This is a genomic window from Immundisolibacter sp., from assembly GCF_028696615.1.
Taxonomy (GTDB): domain Bacteria; phylum Pseudomonadota; class Gammaproteobacteria; order Immundisolibacterales; family Immundisolibacteraceae; genus Immundisolibacter.
Genome location: NZ_JAQVGQ010000048.1, coordinates 1 through 14,014, shown reverse-complemented (window position 1 = coordinate 14,014; position 14,014 = coordinate 1). Strand labels below are relative to the sequence as shown.

The 14,014-nt window shown below is 70.0% G+C and carries 20 protein-coding genes and 1 pseudogene; 16 read left to right on the top strand and 5 right to left on the bottom strand.

Features of this window, described 5'->3' with window-relative positions:
• The 4 genes from PHC73_RS05100 to flgB form a co-directional block, all read right to left on the bottom strand.
• Positions 1–469, bottom strand: a 469-nt coding sequence (locus tag PHC73_RS05100) for a flagellar hook-basal body complex protein (protein ID WP_300125252.1), incomplete at its 3' end; no start/stop codon positions are given.
• A gap of 33 nt (positions 470–502) precedes the next feature.
• Positions 503–1,171 carry a flagellar hook assembly protein FlgD gene (locus PHC73_RS05095; RefSeq protein WP_300125249.1) on the bottom strand — a complete coding sequence of 223 codons (669 nt, stop codon included), beginning with the start codon at positions 1,169–1,171 and terminating at the stop codon, positions 503–505.
• Positions 1,168–1,587: a flagellar basal body rod protein FlgC gene (gene flgC / locus PHC73_RS05090; protein ID WP_300125247.1), complete on the bottom strand. Its 420-nt coding sequence runs from the start codon at positions 1,585–1,587 to the stop codon at positions 1,168–1,170. Before flgC ends, PHC73_RS05095 begins: the two co-directional genes overlap by 4 nt.
• A gap of 6 nt (positions 1,588–1,593) precedes the next feature.
• Positions 1,594–1,986 carry a flagellar basal body rod protein FlgB gene (gene flgB, locus PHC73_RS05085; RefSeq protein WP_300125245.1) on the bottom strand — a complete coding sequence of 131 codons (393 nt, stop codon included), beginning with the start codon at positions 1,984–1,986 and terminating at the stop codon, positions 1,594–1,596.
• Between the two features lie 290 nt (positions 1,987–2,276).
• Here flgB and flgA point away from each other — a divergent pair, with 290 nt between their 5' ends.
• The 3 genes from flgA to flgN all read left to right on the top strand — a co-directional run bounded on the left by flgA (position 2,277) and on the right by flgN (position 3,736).
• Positions 2,277–2,984, top strand: a complete 708-nt coding sequence (flgA, locus tag PHC73_RS05080) for a flagellar basal body P-ring formation chaperone FlgA (RefSeq protein WP_300125243.1) — start codon at positions 2,277–2,279, stop codon at positions 2,982–2,984.
• An 82-nt stretch (positions 2,985–3,066) separates the two neighbouring features.
• Positions 3,067–3,369 carry a flagellar biosynthesis anti-sigma factor FlgM gene (gene flgM / locus PHC73_RS05075; RefSeq protein WP_300125241.1) on the top strand — a complete coding sequence of 101 codons (303 nt, stop codon included), beginning with the start codon at positions 3,067–3,069 and terminating at the stop codon, positions 3,367–3,369.
• A gap of 4 nt (positions 3,370–3,373) precedes the next feature.
• Positions 3,374–3,736 (top strand): flagellar export chaperone FlgN, encoded by a 363-nt coding sequence (gene flgN / locus PHC73_RS05070; RefSeq protein ID WP_300125239.1) that lies wholly within the window; start codon positions 3,374–3,376, stop codon positions 3,734–3,736.
• A 137-nt stretch (positions 3,737–3,873) separates the two neighbouring features.
• On the opposite strand, the gene cysQ is transcribed toward flgN, so the two are convergent.
• Positions 3,874–4,683 carry a 3'(2'),5'-bisphosphate nucleotidase CysQ gene (cysQ, locus tag PHC73_RS05065; RefSeq protein WP_300125236.1) on the bottom strand — a complete coding sequence of 270 codons (810 nt, stop codon included), beginning with the start codon at positions 4,681–4,683 and terminating at the stop codon, positions 3,874–3,876.
• A gap of 283 nt (positions 4,684–4,966) precedes the next feature.
• On the opposite strand from cysQ, the gene nifV reads away from it, so the two are divergent.
• The 13 genes and pseudogenes from nifV to PHC73_RS05000 all read left to right on the top strand — a co-directional run.
• On the top strand, positions 4,967–6,100 hold the full coding sequence (nifV, locus tag PHC73_RS05060) for a homocitrate synthase (protein ID WP_300125234.1): 1,134 nt from the start codon (positions 4,967–4,969) through the stop codon (positions 6,098–6,100).
• A gap of 34 nt (positions 6,101–6,134) precedes the next feature.
• Positions 6,135–6,470 (top strand): nitrogenase stabilizing/protective protein NifW, encoded by a 336-nt coding sequence (gene nifW, locus PHC73_RS05055; protein WP_300125231.1) that lies wholly within the window; start codon positions 6,135–6,137, stop codon positions 6,468–6,470.
• A 3-nt stretch (positions 6,471–6,473) separates the two neighbouring features.
• Positions 6,474–7,319 carry an electron transfer flavoprotein subunit beta/FixA family protein gene (locus tag PHC73_RS05050; RefSeq protein ID WP_300125229.1) on the top strand — a complete coding sequence of 282 codons (846 nt, stop codon included), beginning with the start codon at positions 6,474–6,476 and terminating at the stop codon, positions 7,317–7,319.
• Between the two features lie 16 nt (positions 7,320–7,335).
• On the top strand, positions 7,336–8,424 hold the full coding sequence (locus tag PHC73_RS05045; protein ID WP_300125228.1) for an electron transfer flavoprotein subunit alpha/FixB family protein: 1,089 nt from the start codon (positions 7,336–7,338) through the stop codon (positions 8,422–8,424).
• A gap of 16 nt (positions 8,425–8,440) precedes the next feature.
• The gene (locus tag PHC73_RS05040) at positions 8,441–9,736 is read left to right on the top strand and encodes an FAD-dependent monooxygenase (protein ID WP_300125226.1); all 1,296 of its coding nucleotides are present in this window, start codon (positions 8,441–8,443) and stop codon (positions 9,734–9,736) included.
• Positions 9,733–10,020: a ferredoxin family protein gene (locus tag PHC73_RS05035; RefSeq protein WP_300125223.1), complete on the top strand. Its 288-nt coding sequence runs from the start codon at positions 9,733–9,735 to the stop codon at positions 10,018–10,020. Before PHC73_RS05040 ends, PHC73_RS05035 begins: the two co-directional genes overlap by 4 nt.
• Before the next feature lie 26 nt (positions 10,021–10,046).
• Positions 10,047–10,535 (top strand): hypothetical protein, encoded by a 489-nt coding sequence (locus PHC73_RS05030; RefSeq protein WP_300125221.1) that lies wholly within the window; start codon positions 10,047–10,049, stop codon positions 10,533–10,535.
• A gap of 9 nt (positions 10,536–10,544) precedes the next feature.
• Positions 10,545–11,333: a DUF364 domain-containing protein gene (locus PHC73_RS05025; protein WP_300125219.1), complete on the top strand. Its 789-nt coding sequence runs from the start codon at positions 10,545–10,547 to the stop codon at positions 11,331–11,333.
• A gap of 9 nt (positions 11,334–11,342) precedes the next feature.
• Positions 11,343–11,555: a hypothetical protein gene (locus PHC73_RS05020; RefSeq protein ID WP_300125216.1), complete on the top strand. Its 213-nt coding sequence runs from the start codon at positions 11,343–11,345 to the stop codon at positions 11,553–11,555.
• Positions 11,556–11,644: 89 nt separating this feature from the next.
• On the top strand, positions 11,645–11,974 hold the full coding sequence (locus PHC73_RS05015; RefSeq protein ID WP_300125213.1) for a Rieske 2Fe-2S domain-containing protein: 330 nt from the start codon (positions 11,645–11,647) through the stop codon (positions 11,972–11,974).
• A 59-nt stretch (positions 11,975–12,033) separates the two neighbouring features.
• Positions 12,034–12,273 carry a hypothetical protein gene (locus tag PHC73_RS05010; protein WP_300125210.1) on the top strand — a complete coding sequence of 80 codons (240 nt, stop codon included), beginning with the start codon at positions 12,034–12,036 and terminating at the stop codon, positions 12,271–12,273.
• Between the two features lie 143 nt (positions 12,274–12,416).
• Complete coding sequence (locus PHC73_RS05005) at positions 12,417–13,277, top strand: DMT family transporter (protein WP_300125207.1); 861 nt, start codon at positions 12,417–12,419, stop codon at positions 13,275–13,277.
• Between the two features lie 84 nt (positions 13,278–13,361).
• Positions 13,362–13,886, top strand: a pseudogene (locus PHC73_RS05000) (GntR family transcriptional regulator); the annotation flags it as partial.
• Positions 13,887–14,014: the final 128 nt, after the last annotated feature.

Below are 14,014 nucleotides of genomic sequence, written 5' to 3'. Positions count from 1 at the left end.
CATCCACCCGGCCGGTGGCGTTCGGCGCCACGTCCGAGGTGTCGATCTGCAGCGGCAGCGGCGAGCCGGCCGGCGCGCCCGAGGCATCCACCTTGAAGGCCATCAGCTTCTGCCCGGCGCTGTTGGTGACGAAGCCGGAACGGTCCACGCCGAAGGCGCCGGCGCGCGAGTAGACCGGGCCGCCGTTGTCCTGGAGCAGGAAAAAGCCGCCGCCGGAGATGGCGAGGTCAAAATTGTTGTTGGTGGACTTGATGTTGCCCTGGTCGAACTGCTGGGTGATGGCGGCGGTGCGCACGCCGCGGCTGACCGCCAGCGACGACACGCCGAGGTTAGTGCCGGTGTAGATGTCCGAGAACTCCGCCCGCGACTGCTTGAAGCCGGTGGTGGCGACGTTGGCGATGTTGTTGCTCGCGATGTCGAGCTGCGTGGTGGCGGCGTTCAGGCCGCTGATGGCCGTTTCGAAACCCATGACTGTCTCCTTGGAAGAAGGCCCGACGGACCGTTACATCACCTGCTTGACGGCGCCGATGTCGGCTATGCCGTAGCCGTCCACGATCAGCTGCGCGCCCTGCCCGTCGCTGCCGAGCAGCACGCTGTCGACGCGCCCGACCGCCAGGGTCGGCATCGCCTCGCCGGTGCCCGGGTCGGCGTACACGCGGTACTGGCCGGGCGCCGCGCCGGTGCCGTCGGGCAGGCTGCCGTCCCACGAGAAGCGCACGATGCCGGCCGGCTGCGGACCCAGCGCCACCTGCCGCACCAGCCGCCCGGCGGCGTCGTAGATGCTGATCTTCAGATCCGCCGCGTCGGCCGGCAGGTTGACCGCGCCGTTCAGCGCGCCGCCCAGCGGCAGCTGCATCGCCTCGCCGTCCAGCAACACCTCGTGGCCGACCAGCTGCGCCGCCTGCGAGGCGCGGCTGGAGGTCAGGCTCTGCGACAGGCTCGCCAGCTGGTCCTTGAGCTCGCCGATGCCGGTGACCATGCTCAGCTGCGCCATCTGCGCCACCATCTCGTTGGCGTCCATGGGCTTGCTCGGGTCCTGGTACTTCAGCTGCGTGGACAGCAGCGTCATGAAGTCATCCTGGTTCAGCGTGGTGCGGCGGGCTGCCGGCGGCGTGAGCGAATCGCTGCTGCGCACGCCGGCCGCGGCCAGAATGTCGGCACCGCTGCTCATGCGTTGTCTCCCAGGCGCAGCGTGCGCTGGATCAGCTCCTGCACGGTGCCGAGCGCCTGCGCGGCGCTCTCGTAGGTGCGCGAGGCGGAGATCATGTCCGCCATCTGCTCCACCGGGCGCACGTTGCTGTAGTAGACGTAGCCCTGCGCGTCGGCCAGCGGGTGGCCGGGCTGGTACTCGGCGCGCGGCGGCGCCTGGCTGACCGCAACGTCTTTCACCTGCACGCCGACCGCGGAGCCGTCGCGCCGGGCCTGATCGAGCACCGCCGCGAACACCGGCACACGCGCCCGGTAGGCCGCCTCGGGGCTGCCGGCCGGCTGGTCGGCGTTGGCGAGGTTGCTCGCCACCGTGTTCAAACGCACGGTCTGGGCGGCCAGCGCCGAGCCCAGCGTGCCGAACATCCGAAAGTCACTCATGTGCCATCACTCCCCGCGCAGGGCCGTCATCAGGCCGCGGATGCGGCCGTTCAGGAACGTCAGGCTCGCCAGATAGCGGTTCGAGTTCTCGCTGAACGCCGCCTGCTCGGTGGCCGTGTCCACCGTGTTGCCGTCCAGCGACGGCTGCAGCGGCGTGCGATACAGCGCCTGCGTGCCGGCGCCGGCATCGAGACCCGCGACGTGGCTGGCCTGCGTGGTCAGCAGCGGCCCGCCGCCGCCCTGCGCGTTGGCCAGCGCCTGCTTGAAATCGATGTCACGCGCCTTGAAGCCGGGCGTGTCGGCGTTGGCCAGATTGGCGGCCAGCAACTGCGCGCGCTCGGCGCGCAGTTGTAGCGCCGTGGCGTGGGGGCCGAAAGCCTGATCGATTAGGTTTGCCATGCCGGACTCCGCGGCGGACTGCGTCTGGCCCGGACAAATGCACGGACCGGGCCAGAATCCGGAAAAGCGCTGATTCATGCGCTTTCATGGCTCAAAGACGACCGTTCCGGCAAGCGCTTGCCGGCCGCACGGCGACGGATTGCCGACACCCGCGGCGGCGACCGGCCCGGGGCCTGCCGCGTGTCAGTGACGGGCGCCGCAGGCGCATGGCACGCCGTGTGCTTTTCAGTCGTCGACGACCGCGGCCGGACGACGCACCGGCCGCCTCAGACTTTCAGGACATCCCGGCCATGCAGCCAACCCTCCGAACCCGCGCCGCGTGCCTGCCGGCCTTGCTGCTGTGGGCGGCGAGCGCCGCGCAAGCCGCGCAGTCGCCGGCCAGCCTGGTGGAAGCCGCGCGCAGTGCCGCGCTGCAGGCGGCCCGCGACAGCGGCGTCAATAACCCGACGGCGATCGTCGGCGCGCCCGATCCGCGCCTGCGCCTGGTCGATTGTCCGACGCCGCTCGCCGCCGGCCTGACCGGCCCGACCCGCCTGCCCGGCCGGGCGGTGGTGCGCGTGGCCTGCCCCGGCGCACCCGGCTGGTCCGTTCACCTGCCGGTGCAGGTGCAGGCCAGCGGCGCGGTGCTGGTGGCGGCCCGGCCGCTGCCGCGCGGCCATCGGCTGCAGGCCGGCGACCTGCGCCGGCAGACGGCCGAGCTCGGCGCGCTCGGCGGCCAGTACCTACTCGACGATGGCGCCGCCGTGGGCCAGGCGCTGCGCCGCAGCGTCGGTGCCGGCGAGCGGCTCACGCCCGCCCTGCTGCAGTCGCCGCTGCTGGTGCGCCGCGGCGATCCGGTGACGCTGCAGATCCACAGCGCCCGGTTCGTCATCCGCGCCAGCGGCAAGGCGCTTCGCAGCGGCGCCGCGGGCGAGCGCATAGCGGTGGAAAACCCGAGCTCCCGGCGCGTCGTGTACGGCACCGTGACCGGCGACGGGCAGGTCACGGTGGAATTTTGACAGGCGCGGGCTAAAGTTCGCCCGACGGGCGACGATAACCGGGCATCTGCCCCCACCCCGCGTCAGCGCCGGAGTAAACATCATGGACATCACCGCCCTGTCGGGCACCCCCGAAACACCAAAAATCAACACCGCACCGGCCCGCAGCCGAGCCGCTGACGCCCAGGCGACGCCGGCCGTCGCCTCGCCCGGCACCGACAGCGTCGACCTGACCGACGGAGCACGCCAGATGCAGGACCTGCAAGCGACCGTGGCTGGCACGCCGGTGGTCGACGCCGACCGCGTGGCGGCGCTGCGCGAGGCGATCGCCAACGGCAGCTACCGCATCGACCCGCAGCGCATCGCCGACGGTCTGCTCGCGCAGGACCGCGTCGCGCTGGGCTGACCCCATGACCGCCGACCCGCAGCCGCTGCTGGACGCCCTGGCCGCGCTGCTGGAGCAGGAATACGCCGCCCTGCGCCGCGCCGACGCAGCCGCGGTGACCGACATCGCCGCGCGCAAGCGTGAGCTCACCGACCACCTGGCCGGCCTGCACCTGCCGGATGCCGGCGAGCTGCCGCCGGCGCTCGGCGCGCTGGCGCAGCGCTGTCGGGACCTGAACCGGCGCAACGGCGAGCTGCTGCACCTGCAGCAAGGCATGCTCACGCGGGCCATGCGCGTGCTGTCCGGCGCCGATCCCGCGCCCACCGTGTACGGCGCCCGCGGCCAGACGCTGGGCGACGCCGGCGGCCGACACATCGGCAGCGCCTGAAGGAAATTCTGAAAAATTCCGTCCGTGGATTTGTTCGGCTCGCGCCGCGCCGGTCACACCGACGCGGCGCTCCGTGAATCAACGGCTTAGGCCGTTGATTCACGCCTAGGCATCCAGCCCCGCACGCAAGCGCTTTCCTAGCCCGCCTGCAGCGGCGCCAGCCACGGCCGTTCGCCGGCGCCGAACGCCAGAAACGGCGGATTCAACAGCGATTCTTTGTTGTATTTCAGCGGGCGCAGGTCGAAATCCGTCAGCTGACCGCCGGCCTGCTCCAGCACGCACTGCGCCGCCGCCGTGTCCCACTCACAGGTCGGCCCGTGACGCGGGTAGAAATCCGCCTCCCCGGCCGCCACCAGGCAGATCTTGAGCGAACTGCCGATCGACACGATGCGGTGCCCGGGCAGCGCCTCGAGCAGCTTCGCCAGCTGCGGGCCGCCGTGCGAGCGGCTGGCCACCACGCGCAGCGGCCCGCCGCGGTAAGTGGCCACCTGCAGCGTCCGGCGCGCACCGCTGGCCGACAGGTGCAACGCGCCCGCGCCGGCCGCCGCCGCGTACACCTCGCCGCGCACCGGCACCTGCACCACGCCCAGCACCGGCCGGCCGTCGTCGATGAGGGCGATGTTGACCGTGAACTCGCCGTTGCGCTTGACGAACTCGCGCGTGCCGTCGAGCGGATCGACCAGCCAGTAGCGCTGCCAGGCACGGCGCTGCGCATACGGCACCGCCACCGACTCCTCGGACAACACCGGCCACTGCGGCGTGAGCGCCTCGAGCGCGGCCACGATCACACCGTGCGCGGCGCGGTCGGCGGCCGTCAGCGGCGAGTGGTCGTCCTTGTGCTCGACTGCGAACTCGCCCTCGTACACCTCGAGGATGGCGGCGGCGGCGCGCCGGGCGATGTCGATCACCGCCGGCAACAGGCCGGGCAGATCGAGGCGAGCGGTCATGCGGGGATTCCTGCGGGAGACGATGGCGCGGGGCCAAGGAAACAAATCGGCTGGCCCATAAGGTACCGCGCGTGGCCCAGCGGCCGGCGCCGGGCGCCGCACGCGGGCCGCAAACACTGTCCCAATCGGCCTGTACGAAAGCCGACAAAGCCCACAAGCCCCCGCCGATCGCTCCACCCGGAAAACGCCAACCCTCTTATAAAACAAGCCGTAATCCGCATCCCGGCGGCTGGCATGGCCTGTGCTCAGCATGACCCGTAAGCCGCTTTTCGGGCCACATGCCATGCCACTGCCACCGCTCATCGTCAACGACACCACGCTGCGCGACGGCGAACAGACGGCCGGCGTGGCGTTCACTGCCGACGAGAAGCTCGCCATCGCCCGGGCGCTCGCCGCCGCCGGCGTGCCGGAACTCGAAATCGGCATCCCGGCCATGGGCGGGGCCGAGTGCGAGGCGATCGCCGCCATCGCCGCGGCCCGCCTCGGCCCGCGGCTGATGGTGTGGGCGCGCATGACGGCGGACGATCTCGCCGCCGCCCGCGCCTGCCCGGTGGCGCTGCTGAACCTGTCGCTGCCGGTGTCAGACATCCAGCTCGCGCACAAGCTCGGCCGCGACCGCGCCTGGGCGCTCGGGCAGGTGGAACGCTTCGTGAAGGCCGGACTCGATGCCGGCTTTGCCGTGTGCGTGGGCGCCGAGGATGCCTCGCGCGCCGATCAGGATTTTCTGCTGCGCGTGGCCGAGACGGCCGCCGCGGCCGGCGCCTGCCGCCTGCGCTTTGCGGACACGCTGGGTGTGCTCGACCCGTTCGGCACGCACGAGCGCATCGCCCGCCTGCGCGCGGCGGTGGGCCTCGACATCGAGATGCACGCCCACGACGACCTCGGTCTCGCCGCCGCCAACACGCTGGCGGCGGTGCGCGCCGGGGCGACGCACGTCAACACCACCGTCAACGGCCTGGGTGAGCGCGCCGGAAATGCGCCGCTCGAAGAGGCGGTGATGGGCCTGCGGCACCTGTACGGCATCGACGCCGGCATCGACAGCCGGCGCCTGCCCGCGCTGTCGGCGCTGGTGGCGGGCGCCTCCGGCCGGCCGGTGGCGGCCGGCAAGAGCATCGTCGGCGCCTTCGTGTTCTCGCACGAGGCCGGCATCCACGTGGACGGGCTCGCCAAGCACGCCGCGAACTACCAGGCCTTCGACCCGGCCGAGCTCGGCCGCGGCCACCACACCGTGCTCGGCAAGCACTCGGGCAGCGCCGCCGTGCGCGCCGCCTACGGCGCGCTCGGCATCCGTGTCGATGTCGACGAGGCGGCGGCGCTGCTGGCGCAGGTGCGCGCCTACGCGGTGCGCCACAAGCACCCGCCGCCGCGCGCCGAGCTGCTGCGCCTCTACCACGAGCTGATTCACGAGGCCGCCTGATGGCCGCTTGCCCCAACCCGCCCGGAGCCACCCGATGAGCGACCTGCTGAACGAGATGGCGCGCCTGTCGGCGGCCGAGGAATTCTTCGCGCTGCTGGATGTCCCGTACGACCCGCAGGCGCTGCACGTGCATCGCCTGCACATCCTGAAGCGCTTCCAGCAGTACCTGGCAGCAACGCCGCCGGACGCGACCGACGAGGCCGCGCTGCGCGACGCCTGCCGGGCGCTGCTGACGCGAGCCCACGACGACTTCGTGCGCTCGACCGCGGCGCAGGAGAAGGTGTTCAAGGTGTTCCAGGACCAGGAGGGCAAGTCGGTGCCGCTTGCGGCACTGCGCGACGCGCTCCACAGCCAACGCAAGAGGGCCTGAGCCATGCACAGCGTGGTCTGTATCAAGCAGGTGCCGGATAGCTCGCAGATTCGCGTGCACCCGGTGACCAACACCATCATGCGCCAGGGCGTGCCGGCCATCATCAACCCGTACGACCTGTTCGCGCTCGAAGCCGCACTCGGCCTCAAGGACCGCTACGGCGGGCGCGTCACGGTGCTGTGCATGGGCCCGCCGCAGGCGGAAGCCGCGCTGCGCAAGGCGATTTCCTTCGGCGCCGACGAGGCGATCCTGGTCACCGACCGGGCGTTCGCCGGCTCGGACACGCTCGCCACCAGCTTTGCACTCGCGTCCGCCATCGGCCAGATCCAGCGCGACATGGCGGTGGACCTGGTGTTCTGCGGCAAGCAGACCATCGACGGCGACACCGCCCAGGTCGGCCCCGGCATCGCCAAGCGTCTGGACCTGCAACTGCTGACCTACGTGGCCGAGATCGAGCACATCGACCCGGAGGCCCGCGAGATCGTGGTGCAGCGCCGCGCCGAGGGCGGCGTGCAGCGCCTCAGGACGCGTCTGCCGGCGCTGGTGACGGTGCTCGAGGGCATCAACGAGATGCGCTTTGCCGACCTCGACGCCATGTTCCGCGCCGCGCGCTACCCGCTGAAGGTCTGGAACCGCGAGCAGGCCGGCATCGAGGACGTGTCCTTCATCGGACTCAAGGGCTCGCCGACCGTGGTCGCGAAGGTGTTCGCGCCGCAGGCCCGGACCGAGCGCGCCGAGTTCATCGAAACCCACACCAACACGCCGGGCGACCTCGCGGCCACGCTGCTGGCCAAGGTGTTCACGCGTTTCCCGCAGGTCAAGGCGCAGGTCGAGCGCCAGGCCGTGTGAGCCGGAGGATTCCGTCATGAGCGAACAAGCCCCTGCCCGCCCCGCCAACCGCCGCAAGGTGGCGCTCGACCCACGCCTGGCCGCCTACAAGGGCGTCTGGGTGTTCGTGGAGCACGAGCGCGGCCAGGCGCATTCGGTGTCCTTCGAGCTGCTGGGCGAAGGCCGCAAGCTGGCCGATGCGCTCGGCGTCGAGCTGTGCGGCGTGGTGCTCGGCCCGCCGGGGCAGACCACGCGCGGCTTCTGCGCGCAGGCCTTCCACTACGGCGCCGACCGCTGTTACCTGATCGAAGACCCGCTGCTCGCCGACTACCGCAACGAGCCGTACACGCGCGGGCTCACGGATCTGGTCAACACCTTTCAGCCGGAAATCCTGCTGCTGGGCGCCTCCACGCTCGGCCGGGACCTGGCTGGATCGGTGGCCACCACGCTCAAGACGGGGCTTACGGCCGACTGCACCGAGCTCAACATCGACCCCGAAAACCGCAGCCTTGCTGCCACGCGCCCCACCTTCGGCGGCAGCCTGCTGTGCACCATCCAGACCCTGAACTACCGCCCGCAAATGGCCACCGTGCGCCCGCGCGTGATGACCATGCCGGACGCCGACACCACGCGCAGCGGCGACATCGTCGAGCACCCGCTGGGCCTCATCGAGGCCGACATCATCACCAAGGTGCTGGAGTTCATTCCGGACGAGAACCGCGACCAGGCGCAGCTCGCCTACGCCGACATCATCGTGTCCGGCGGACGGGGCCTGAAGCGCCCCGAGAACTTCCAGCTGGTGTGGGACTTGGCCAAGGTGCTGGGCGCCGAGGTGGGTGCCTCGCGCCCGCTGGTGCAGGCCGGCTGGGTCGGCGCCGACCGCCAGGTGGGGCAGACCGGCAAGACGGTGCGCCCAAAGCTGTACATCGCCGCCGGCATTTCGGGCGCCATCCAGCACCGGGTGGGCATGGAGGCGTCGGACGTGATCATCGCCATCAACGAGGACCCGGCGGCGCCGATCTTCGACTTCGCCACCTACGGCATCGTCGGCAACGCCATGCAGATTCTGCCGGCGCTGACCGAGGCGTTTCGCCAGCATCTGGCCACCGCGCGCCGCGCCGGTTGAACCCAAGGAGACCATCATGAGCGAGAAATTCGACGTCATCGTGGTCGGCGCGGGGCCGGCCGGCAACGCCGCCGCCTACACGCTCGCCCGCGGCGGCCTGAACGTGCTGCAGATCGAGCGCGGCGAGTCGCCGGGCAGCAAGAACGTGCAAGGCGCCATCCTCTACGCCGACGCGCTCGAGCGCGTCATTCCGGACTTTCGCGACGACGCGCCGCTCGAGCGGCACATCATCGAGCAGCGCCTGTGGGTGCTGTCGGACGACGCCTACGTCGGCAGCAACTACCGCTCGGCGGCCTTCGACCAGGAGCCGTACAACCGCTACACCATCATCCGCGCGCAGTTCGACAAGTGGTTCTCCGGCAAGGTGCAGGAGGCGGGCGCGCTGCTGCTGTGCGAGACCACGGTCACCGGCCTCATCCGCGACGGCGAGCGCGTGGCCGGCGTGCACACCGACCGCGGCGGCGCCGTGTACGCGGACCTCGTCATCCTGGCCGACGGCGTGAACTCGCTGGTCGCCAAGAACGCCGGCTTTCACCCCGAGCTCAAACCCCGCGACGTGGCACTGGCGGTCAAGGAAATCCACTTCCTGCCCGAGCCGACCATCGAGAGCCGCTTCAACGTGCAGGCCGACCAGGGCGTGGTGATCGAGATGGCCGGCAAGATCACGCAGGGCATGATCGGCACCGGTTTTCTGTACACCAACCGCGAGTCGCTGACCATCGGCGTCGGCTGTCTGCTGTCGGACTTCAAGACCCGCGGCGTGCCGCCGTACCGGATGCTCGAAGACATGAAGGCGCACCCGGCCATCGCGCCGCTCATCGAGGGCGGCGAGATGAAGGAATACTGCGCGCACCTCATCCCCGAAGGCGGCTACAAGGCCGTGCCGCAGACCTACGGCGACGGCTGGATGCTGGTCGGCGACGCCGCCATGCTGGTCAACAGCGTGCACCGCGAGGGATCGAATCTGGCCATGACCTCCGGCCGCCTGGCGGCGGAAACGGCGCTCGAACTCGCCGCCGCCGGCAAGCCGATGTCGGCACGCAACCTCGCCGCCTACCGGGCGCGCCTGGAAGACAGCTTCGTGCTCAAGGACCTCAAGAAATACCAGCACCTGCCGCAGGTGTTCGACCACAACCACCAGTTCTTCACCGACTACCCGGAGCTGCTCACCGGCGCCGCGCACACGCTGCTCACCGTCGACGGCGTGGACAAGAAGAGCAAGGAGAAGGCGGTGCGCAAGAGCTTCGTCAAACGCCGCTCGCCGTTCGGCCTGATGGGCGACGCCTTCAAACTGTGGAGGGCCTTCGAATGATCAAGGTCGAGGAAAAGCTGTTCCAGAACCGCTACCGCGTCGACGCCGGCCGGCCGCACATCGAGATCCGCAACGCGGACATCTGCCAACACAGCTGCACCAGCAAGCCGTGCACCGTGTGCTGCCCGGCCGCCTGCTACACCCGCGAGGGCGACGGCCGCGTCACGCTGATCACCGACGGCTGCCTCGAATGCGGCACCTGCCGCATCATCTGCAACGAGCACGGCAACGTCGACTGGCACTACCCGCGCGGCGGCTACGGCGTGCTGTTCAAGTTTGGTTGACGCGATGCTGCGGCGCGGTACACGGCATGAACCCCGACCACCAGTTGTCCGGCGCTGTGCCGCCACCCGCGGGCGAGCTGCTGGCGCGCGCCCGCGCCGCCTGGCGCGATGTGCCGGCGGCCACCGCGCTGCTGGCCGAGGCGCTCGCCATTGCCCCCGCCTGCCTGCCGCTGCACTACGCGCGCTACAAGTTCCACAGCAGCCACGGTCAGTACGCGCTGGCCGAGGCGGCGGCGCGTGGCGCGCTGGCCGAAGCGGCGCGGCAGGCCGGCATTTCGGCCGACTGGCGAGCGCTCGATCACACCGTCGACGCCGGCATCGACTGGGCCGACGTGCACGGCGCGGCGCACTTTTATCTGTTCACGCTGAAGGCGCTGGCGTATCTGCGCTTGCGTCGCGGCGACCTTGCCGAAGCACACGCGCTGCTGGATGCGCTGGCCCGGCTCGACCCCGGCGACCGGGTGGGCGCCGCCGTGACGCGCAGCCTGTTGCAGGGCGCGGCGAGCGCCGCCTGACCGGCCGTCATGAACCCCTGGGCGGTGTACGACCTGCTGCTGGACCGGGTCGCCGGCACGGACCATGTGGCCGAAGACGTCGTGATGGGCCTGGTATGGACGCTGTGCCGCGGCGGGCGCGGCACGGGCCTTGCCATGACGCCGGCCGCCGCGCCACGCACCCTGCCCTGGCCCGGCACGCTGGTCGGTCGGCCGCTGCCGCAGCTCGCTGCCTGGCTGCGCGACTGGGACCCGCACGCCGCGTGCGTCGGCCTCGCCGCCGTCAACGCGATTCTCAACACCCAAGACAACCCGCTTCTCGCCCGCGCCCGGCCACTCGACAAGCCACTCGACAGGGGCGCGCCGGGCAACCTCGCCGTGTTCGCGCATTTCCTGCCGCAGCTCGCCGGCCGGCGGGTGGTGGTGATCGGCCGCTATCCGGGCCTGGACGCGCTGGCCCGGGAGCTCGATCTCGCGGTGCTGGAACGCCAGCCGGGGCCGGGCGACCTGCCGGACCCGGCCTGCGAGTACCTGCTGCGTGAGGCCGACTGGGTGTTCCTGACCGCCAGCAGCCTCGCCAACAAGACGTTTCCGCGTCTGGCGGAATTGGCCCGCGGCGCCAGCACGGTGCTGATGGGCCCGGGCACACCGTGGCTGGCGGAGCTCGCCGAGTTCGGCATCGACTACCTCGCGGGCGTGCACATCACCGACCCGGAACGGCTGCATCGCACCGTCGCCGAAGGCGGCGGCACGCGCCTGTTCGAGGGCGGCGTGCGCTATGCGCTCGCGCCGCTCGCGAAGACTTCTTCCCCCACCTGAGGACTCCCCATGGCGCTCGCCTACGACCAGCTCAAGACCGAGCTTTCCCTGTGCACCGGCACCCGCAAGGCCGGCCAGCAGTGCAACGGCACCGTGTACCTGTGCGGCGAGTGCGGCGCCCGCGGCTGCAAGCAGAACCAGGGCACCTGCACCGGACAGGCGTTCGACGTGCTCGATCGATGCCTCACGTGCGGCGCCCACGCCATGCAGCCGGCGGGCTGAACGCCGCCGCAGCGTGCCGCCGGCCATCCCGCCGGCGCCCTGCGTGATGCCGGATACGGCCTGCGCATCGAAGCCGTGAGGAGTCTTCCATGTTCACCAAAGCCTGCGACCTGAGCGACCTGAAGGAAGGGAAAACCGACGTGGCGGCCGTCGAGCGCAAGCTGGTGCTGCTGGTCTGGCCACTGGGCGGCCAACCCACGGCCTATCAGGGCATGTGCCCGCACGCCAACGAACCGCTGGCCGACGCCCGCTTCGACGGCAAGGTCATCGCCTGCCGCCATCACGACTGGGAATTCGACGGCGCGACCGGCGCCTGCATCCGCGGCAAGCCCTGCCGATTGGCCGAATATCCACTCGAAATCCGCGCCGGCGAAATTTTCGTGGACGTGAGCGGCGTGACGCCGAATCGCGTGAGCTGACCCGCACTCGCCACCGGCAAGCCGGGCGTCGTGTGAACACGCTGCAAGGAGATCGGGCCATGCTGCCAACCACCATCCTGGTCGACGAAGCGCCGCGCTGCGTGGTGCGGCCCACCGACACCAAGGCGCTGAATCGCTTCATTCGCAACGGCAGGTCGTTCCTGCTCGGAGAGCGGCCCGACGGCGCCATTTCCCACCGGCCGGCCGAGGCGGAAGAACTCACGAGATGGCGCGACGCGCTCGCGCTGCACGAGGCCTGCGGCGGCGCCGAGGACGACTACTTCGGGGTGCCGCTGTAGCGAAACCGCCCCTGGCCGGACACGGCCGAGCGTTCGATTGTATGGCTCGTCGGGGCAACACAGATTGCTCAAGTTGTATTGCACTGTCCCTTCCCCCGATGACTCACCGCCAATAGGCTGCGAACCCAAATCGGGGAGGGCCTATGGACAAAGTGACGGCAGGATGGGGCAGCGGGCTGCTGGGGGTCATCATTTTCAGCGGCTCTCTGCCGGCCACGCGCGTTGCCGTTGCCGACTTCTCGCCGCTGTTCCTCACCTCCGCGCGGGCACTTATCGCCGGACTGCTGGGCGCAATCCTTCTCCTGGGGCTCCGTCAGGCACGGCCGGCGCGTAGCGACATCCTCTCCCTGGCGGTGGTCGCCATCGGCGTCGTGGTGGGTTTCCCCCTGCTGACGGCGTTCGCACTCCAGCACATCGACGCGGCGCACTCGATCGTCTTCATAGGCTTGCTGCCGCTGGCAACGGCGATCTTCGGAGTCGTCCGCGGTGGCGAGCGCCCACGGCCGGCGTTCTGGCTCTTTTCGGTTTTGGGAGCTGGTACGGTCGCCAGCTTCGCCATTTCAAGGAGCAGTGGCGGGACGTTCGGCGGCGACCTCCTGATGATCGCCGCCATCCTGCTGTGCGGTCTGGGTTATGCGGAGGGGGCGGTGCTCTCGCGCCGCCTTGGCGGCTGGCAGGTCATTTCCTGGTCCTTGCTGCTCGCGCTGCCAGTCATGGCGCTCGTCACGCTGCTGACCCTTCCTCAAAGCTGGAACAGCATCGGCGTCCCAGCCTGGATCGGCCTCGCCTACGTATCGATTTTCAGCATGCTGGTCGGATTCATTTTCTGGTATCGCGGCTTGGCACTGGGTGGTATCGCGAGCGTCGGCCAGTTGCAACTCTTGCAGCCGTTCTTCGGTTTGATGCTGGCGGCTGCGCTCCTTCACGAGGCAGTCGCCTGGACCATGATTGCCGCAAGCGCGATAGTGGTTCTGTGCGTTGGAGGCGCCAGGCGCTTCGCCTGAGCCATCGCCATTTGCTCACCTTGTCCTTGTTAGGGGGCAGCCCCCTTCAATACAATTCCCGCGAACTGTATTGGCGGGCGGCAGATGGCAGAGCGTATCGGTTTGAAGACAACCGAAGTGATGGACGCGATCCGCGGCAAGGTGGCGAGTCGCGCCTTTGCCGCCGGTGACCGACTGCCGTCGATCAGAAGTTTGGCCGCCAGTATGGGTGTTTCGCCTTCGACGGTCGTGGAGGCCTACGACAGGCTGGTGGCGGAGGGGCTGGTTCGCGCCCGTCGCGGCTCTGGCTTCTACATTTCGGCGCCGACGCTATCGCCACTGGCGCTGGCTGAAGACGATCGCAAGCGCGACCGGTCGGTCGACCCCTTGTGGGTTTCGCGCCAATCTCTGGATGCAGACGCGTCCGTCCTGAAGCCGGGTTGTGGCTGGCTGCCTTCGGACTGGATGCCCGTGGATGCCCTTCGGCGCGCGTTCCGCGGCCTCGCGCGTTCGGTGGGCGGCGTCCTCAGCGATTACGGCGGCACCCGTGGCTCGGTCGCGTTGCGTCGGCTTCTGCTGACTCGCTTTGCCGAGGATGGGGTCGAGGCGACTCCCGATCAGGTTCTGCTAAGGATTCTGTTCAAAACCCACACCCCGTCCGAAAATACGCCCAACCTGACCTGTGGGAGCCGGGGGCATGAAGCAGCAGCCATTGGACATTGACCTGACCTGCCGGCGGACGCGCAAGCGGGTGTTTC

Excerpts from the sequence above, each read along its gene's own strand:
- cysQ (WP_300125236.1), bottom strand. The coding sequence starts at position 4,683 with ATGACCGCTCGCCTCGATCTGCCCGGCCTGTTGCCGGCGGTGATCGAC.
- PHC73_RS05025 (WP_300125219.1), top strand. The coding sequence starts at position 10,545 with ATGAACCCCTGGGCGGTGTACGACCTGCTGCTGGACCGGGTCGCCGGC.
- flgC (WP_300125247.1), bottom strand. The coding sequence starts at position 1,587 with ATGAGTGACTTTCGGATGTTCGGCACGCTGGGCTCGGCGCTGGCCGCC.
- PHC73_RS05010 (WP_300125210.1), top strand. The coding sequence starts at position 12,034 with ATGCTGCCAACCACCATCCTGGTCGACGAAGCGCCGCGCTGCGTGGTG.
- flgN (WP_300125239.1), top strand. The coding sequence starts at position 3,374 with ATGACCGCCGACCCGCAGCCGCTGCTGGACGCCCTGGCCGCGCTGCTG.
- PHC73_RS05015 (WP_300125213.1), top strand. The coding sequence starts at position 11,645 with ATGTTCACCAAAGCCTGCGACCTGAGCGACCTGAAGGAAGGGAAAACC.
- nifW (WP_300125231.1), top strand. The coding sequence starts at position 6,135 with ATGAGCGACCTGCTGAACGAGATGGCGCGCCTGTCGGCGGCCGAGGAA.
- PHC73_RS05035 (WP_300125223.1), top strand. The coding sequence starts at position 9,733 with ATGATCAAGGTCGAGGAAAAGCTGTTCCAGAACCGCTACCGCGTCGAC.
- PHC73_RS05005 (WP_300125207.1), top strand. The coding sequence starts at position 12,417 with ATGGACAAAGTGACGGCAGGATGGGGCAGCGGGCTGCTGGGGGTCATC.
- flgB (WP_300125245.1), bottom strand. The coding sequence starts at position 1,986 with ATGGCAAACCTAATCGATCAGGCTTTCGGCCCCCACGCCACGGCGCTA.
- flgA (WP_300125243.1), top strand. The coding sequence starts at position 2,277 with ATGCAGCCAACCCTCCGAACCCGCGCCGCGTGCCTGCCGGCCTTGCTG.
- PHC73_RS05020 (WP_300125216.1), top strand. The coding sequence starts at position 11,343 with ATGGCGCTCGCCTACGACCAGCTCAAGACCGAGCTTTCCCTGTGCACC.
- nifV (WP_300125234.1), top strand. The coding sequence starts at position 4,967 with ATGCCACTGCCACCGCTCATCGTCAACGACACCACGCTGCGCGACGGC.
- PHC73_RS05050 (WP_300125229.1), top strand. The coding sequence starts at position 6,474 with ATGCACAGCGTGGTCTGTATCAAGCAGGTGCCGGATAGCTCGCAGATT.
- PHC73_RS05030 (WP_300125221.1), top strand. The coding sequence starts at position 10,047 with ATGAACCCCGACCACCAGTTGTCCGGCGCTGTGCCGCCACCCGCGGGC.
- flgM (WP_300125241.1), top strand. The coding sequence starts at position 3,067 with ATGGACATCACCGCCCTGTCGGGCACCCCCGAAACACCAAAAATCAAC.
- PHC73_RS05040 (WP_300125226.1), top strand. The coding sequence starts at position 8,441 with ATGAGCGAGAAATTCGACGTCATCGTGGTCGGCGCGGGGCCGGCCGGC.
- PHC73_RS05095 (WP_300125249.1), bottom strand. The coding sequence starts at position 1,171 with ATGAGCAGCGGTGCCGACATTCTGGCCGCGGCCGGCGTGCGCAGCAGC.
- PHC73_RS05045 (WP_300125228.1), top strand. The coding sequence starts at position 7,336 with ATGAGCGAACAAGCCCCTGCCCGCCCCGCCAACCGCCGCAAGGTGGCG.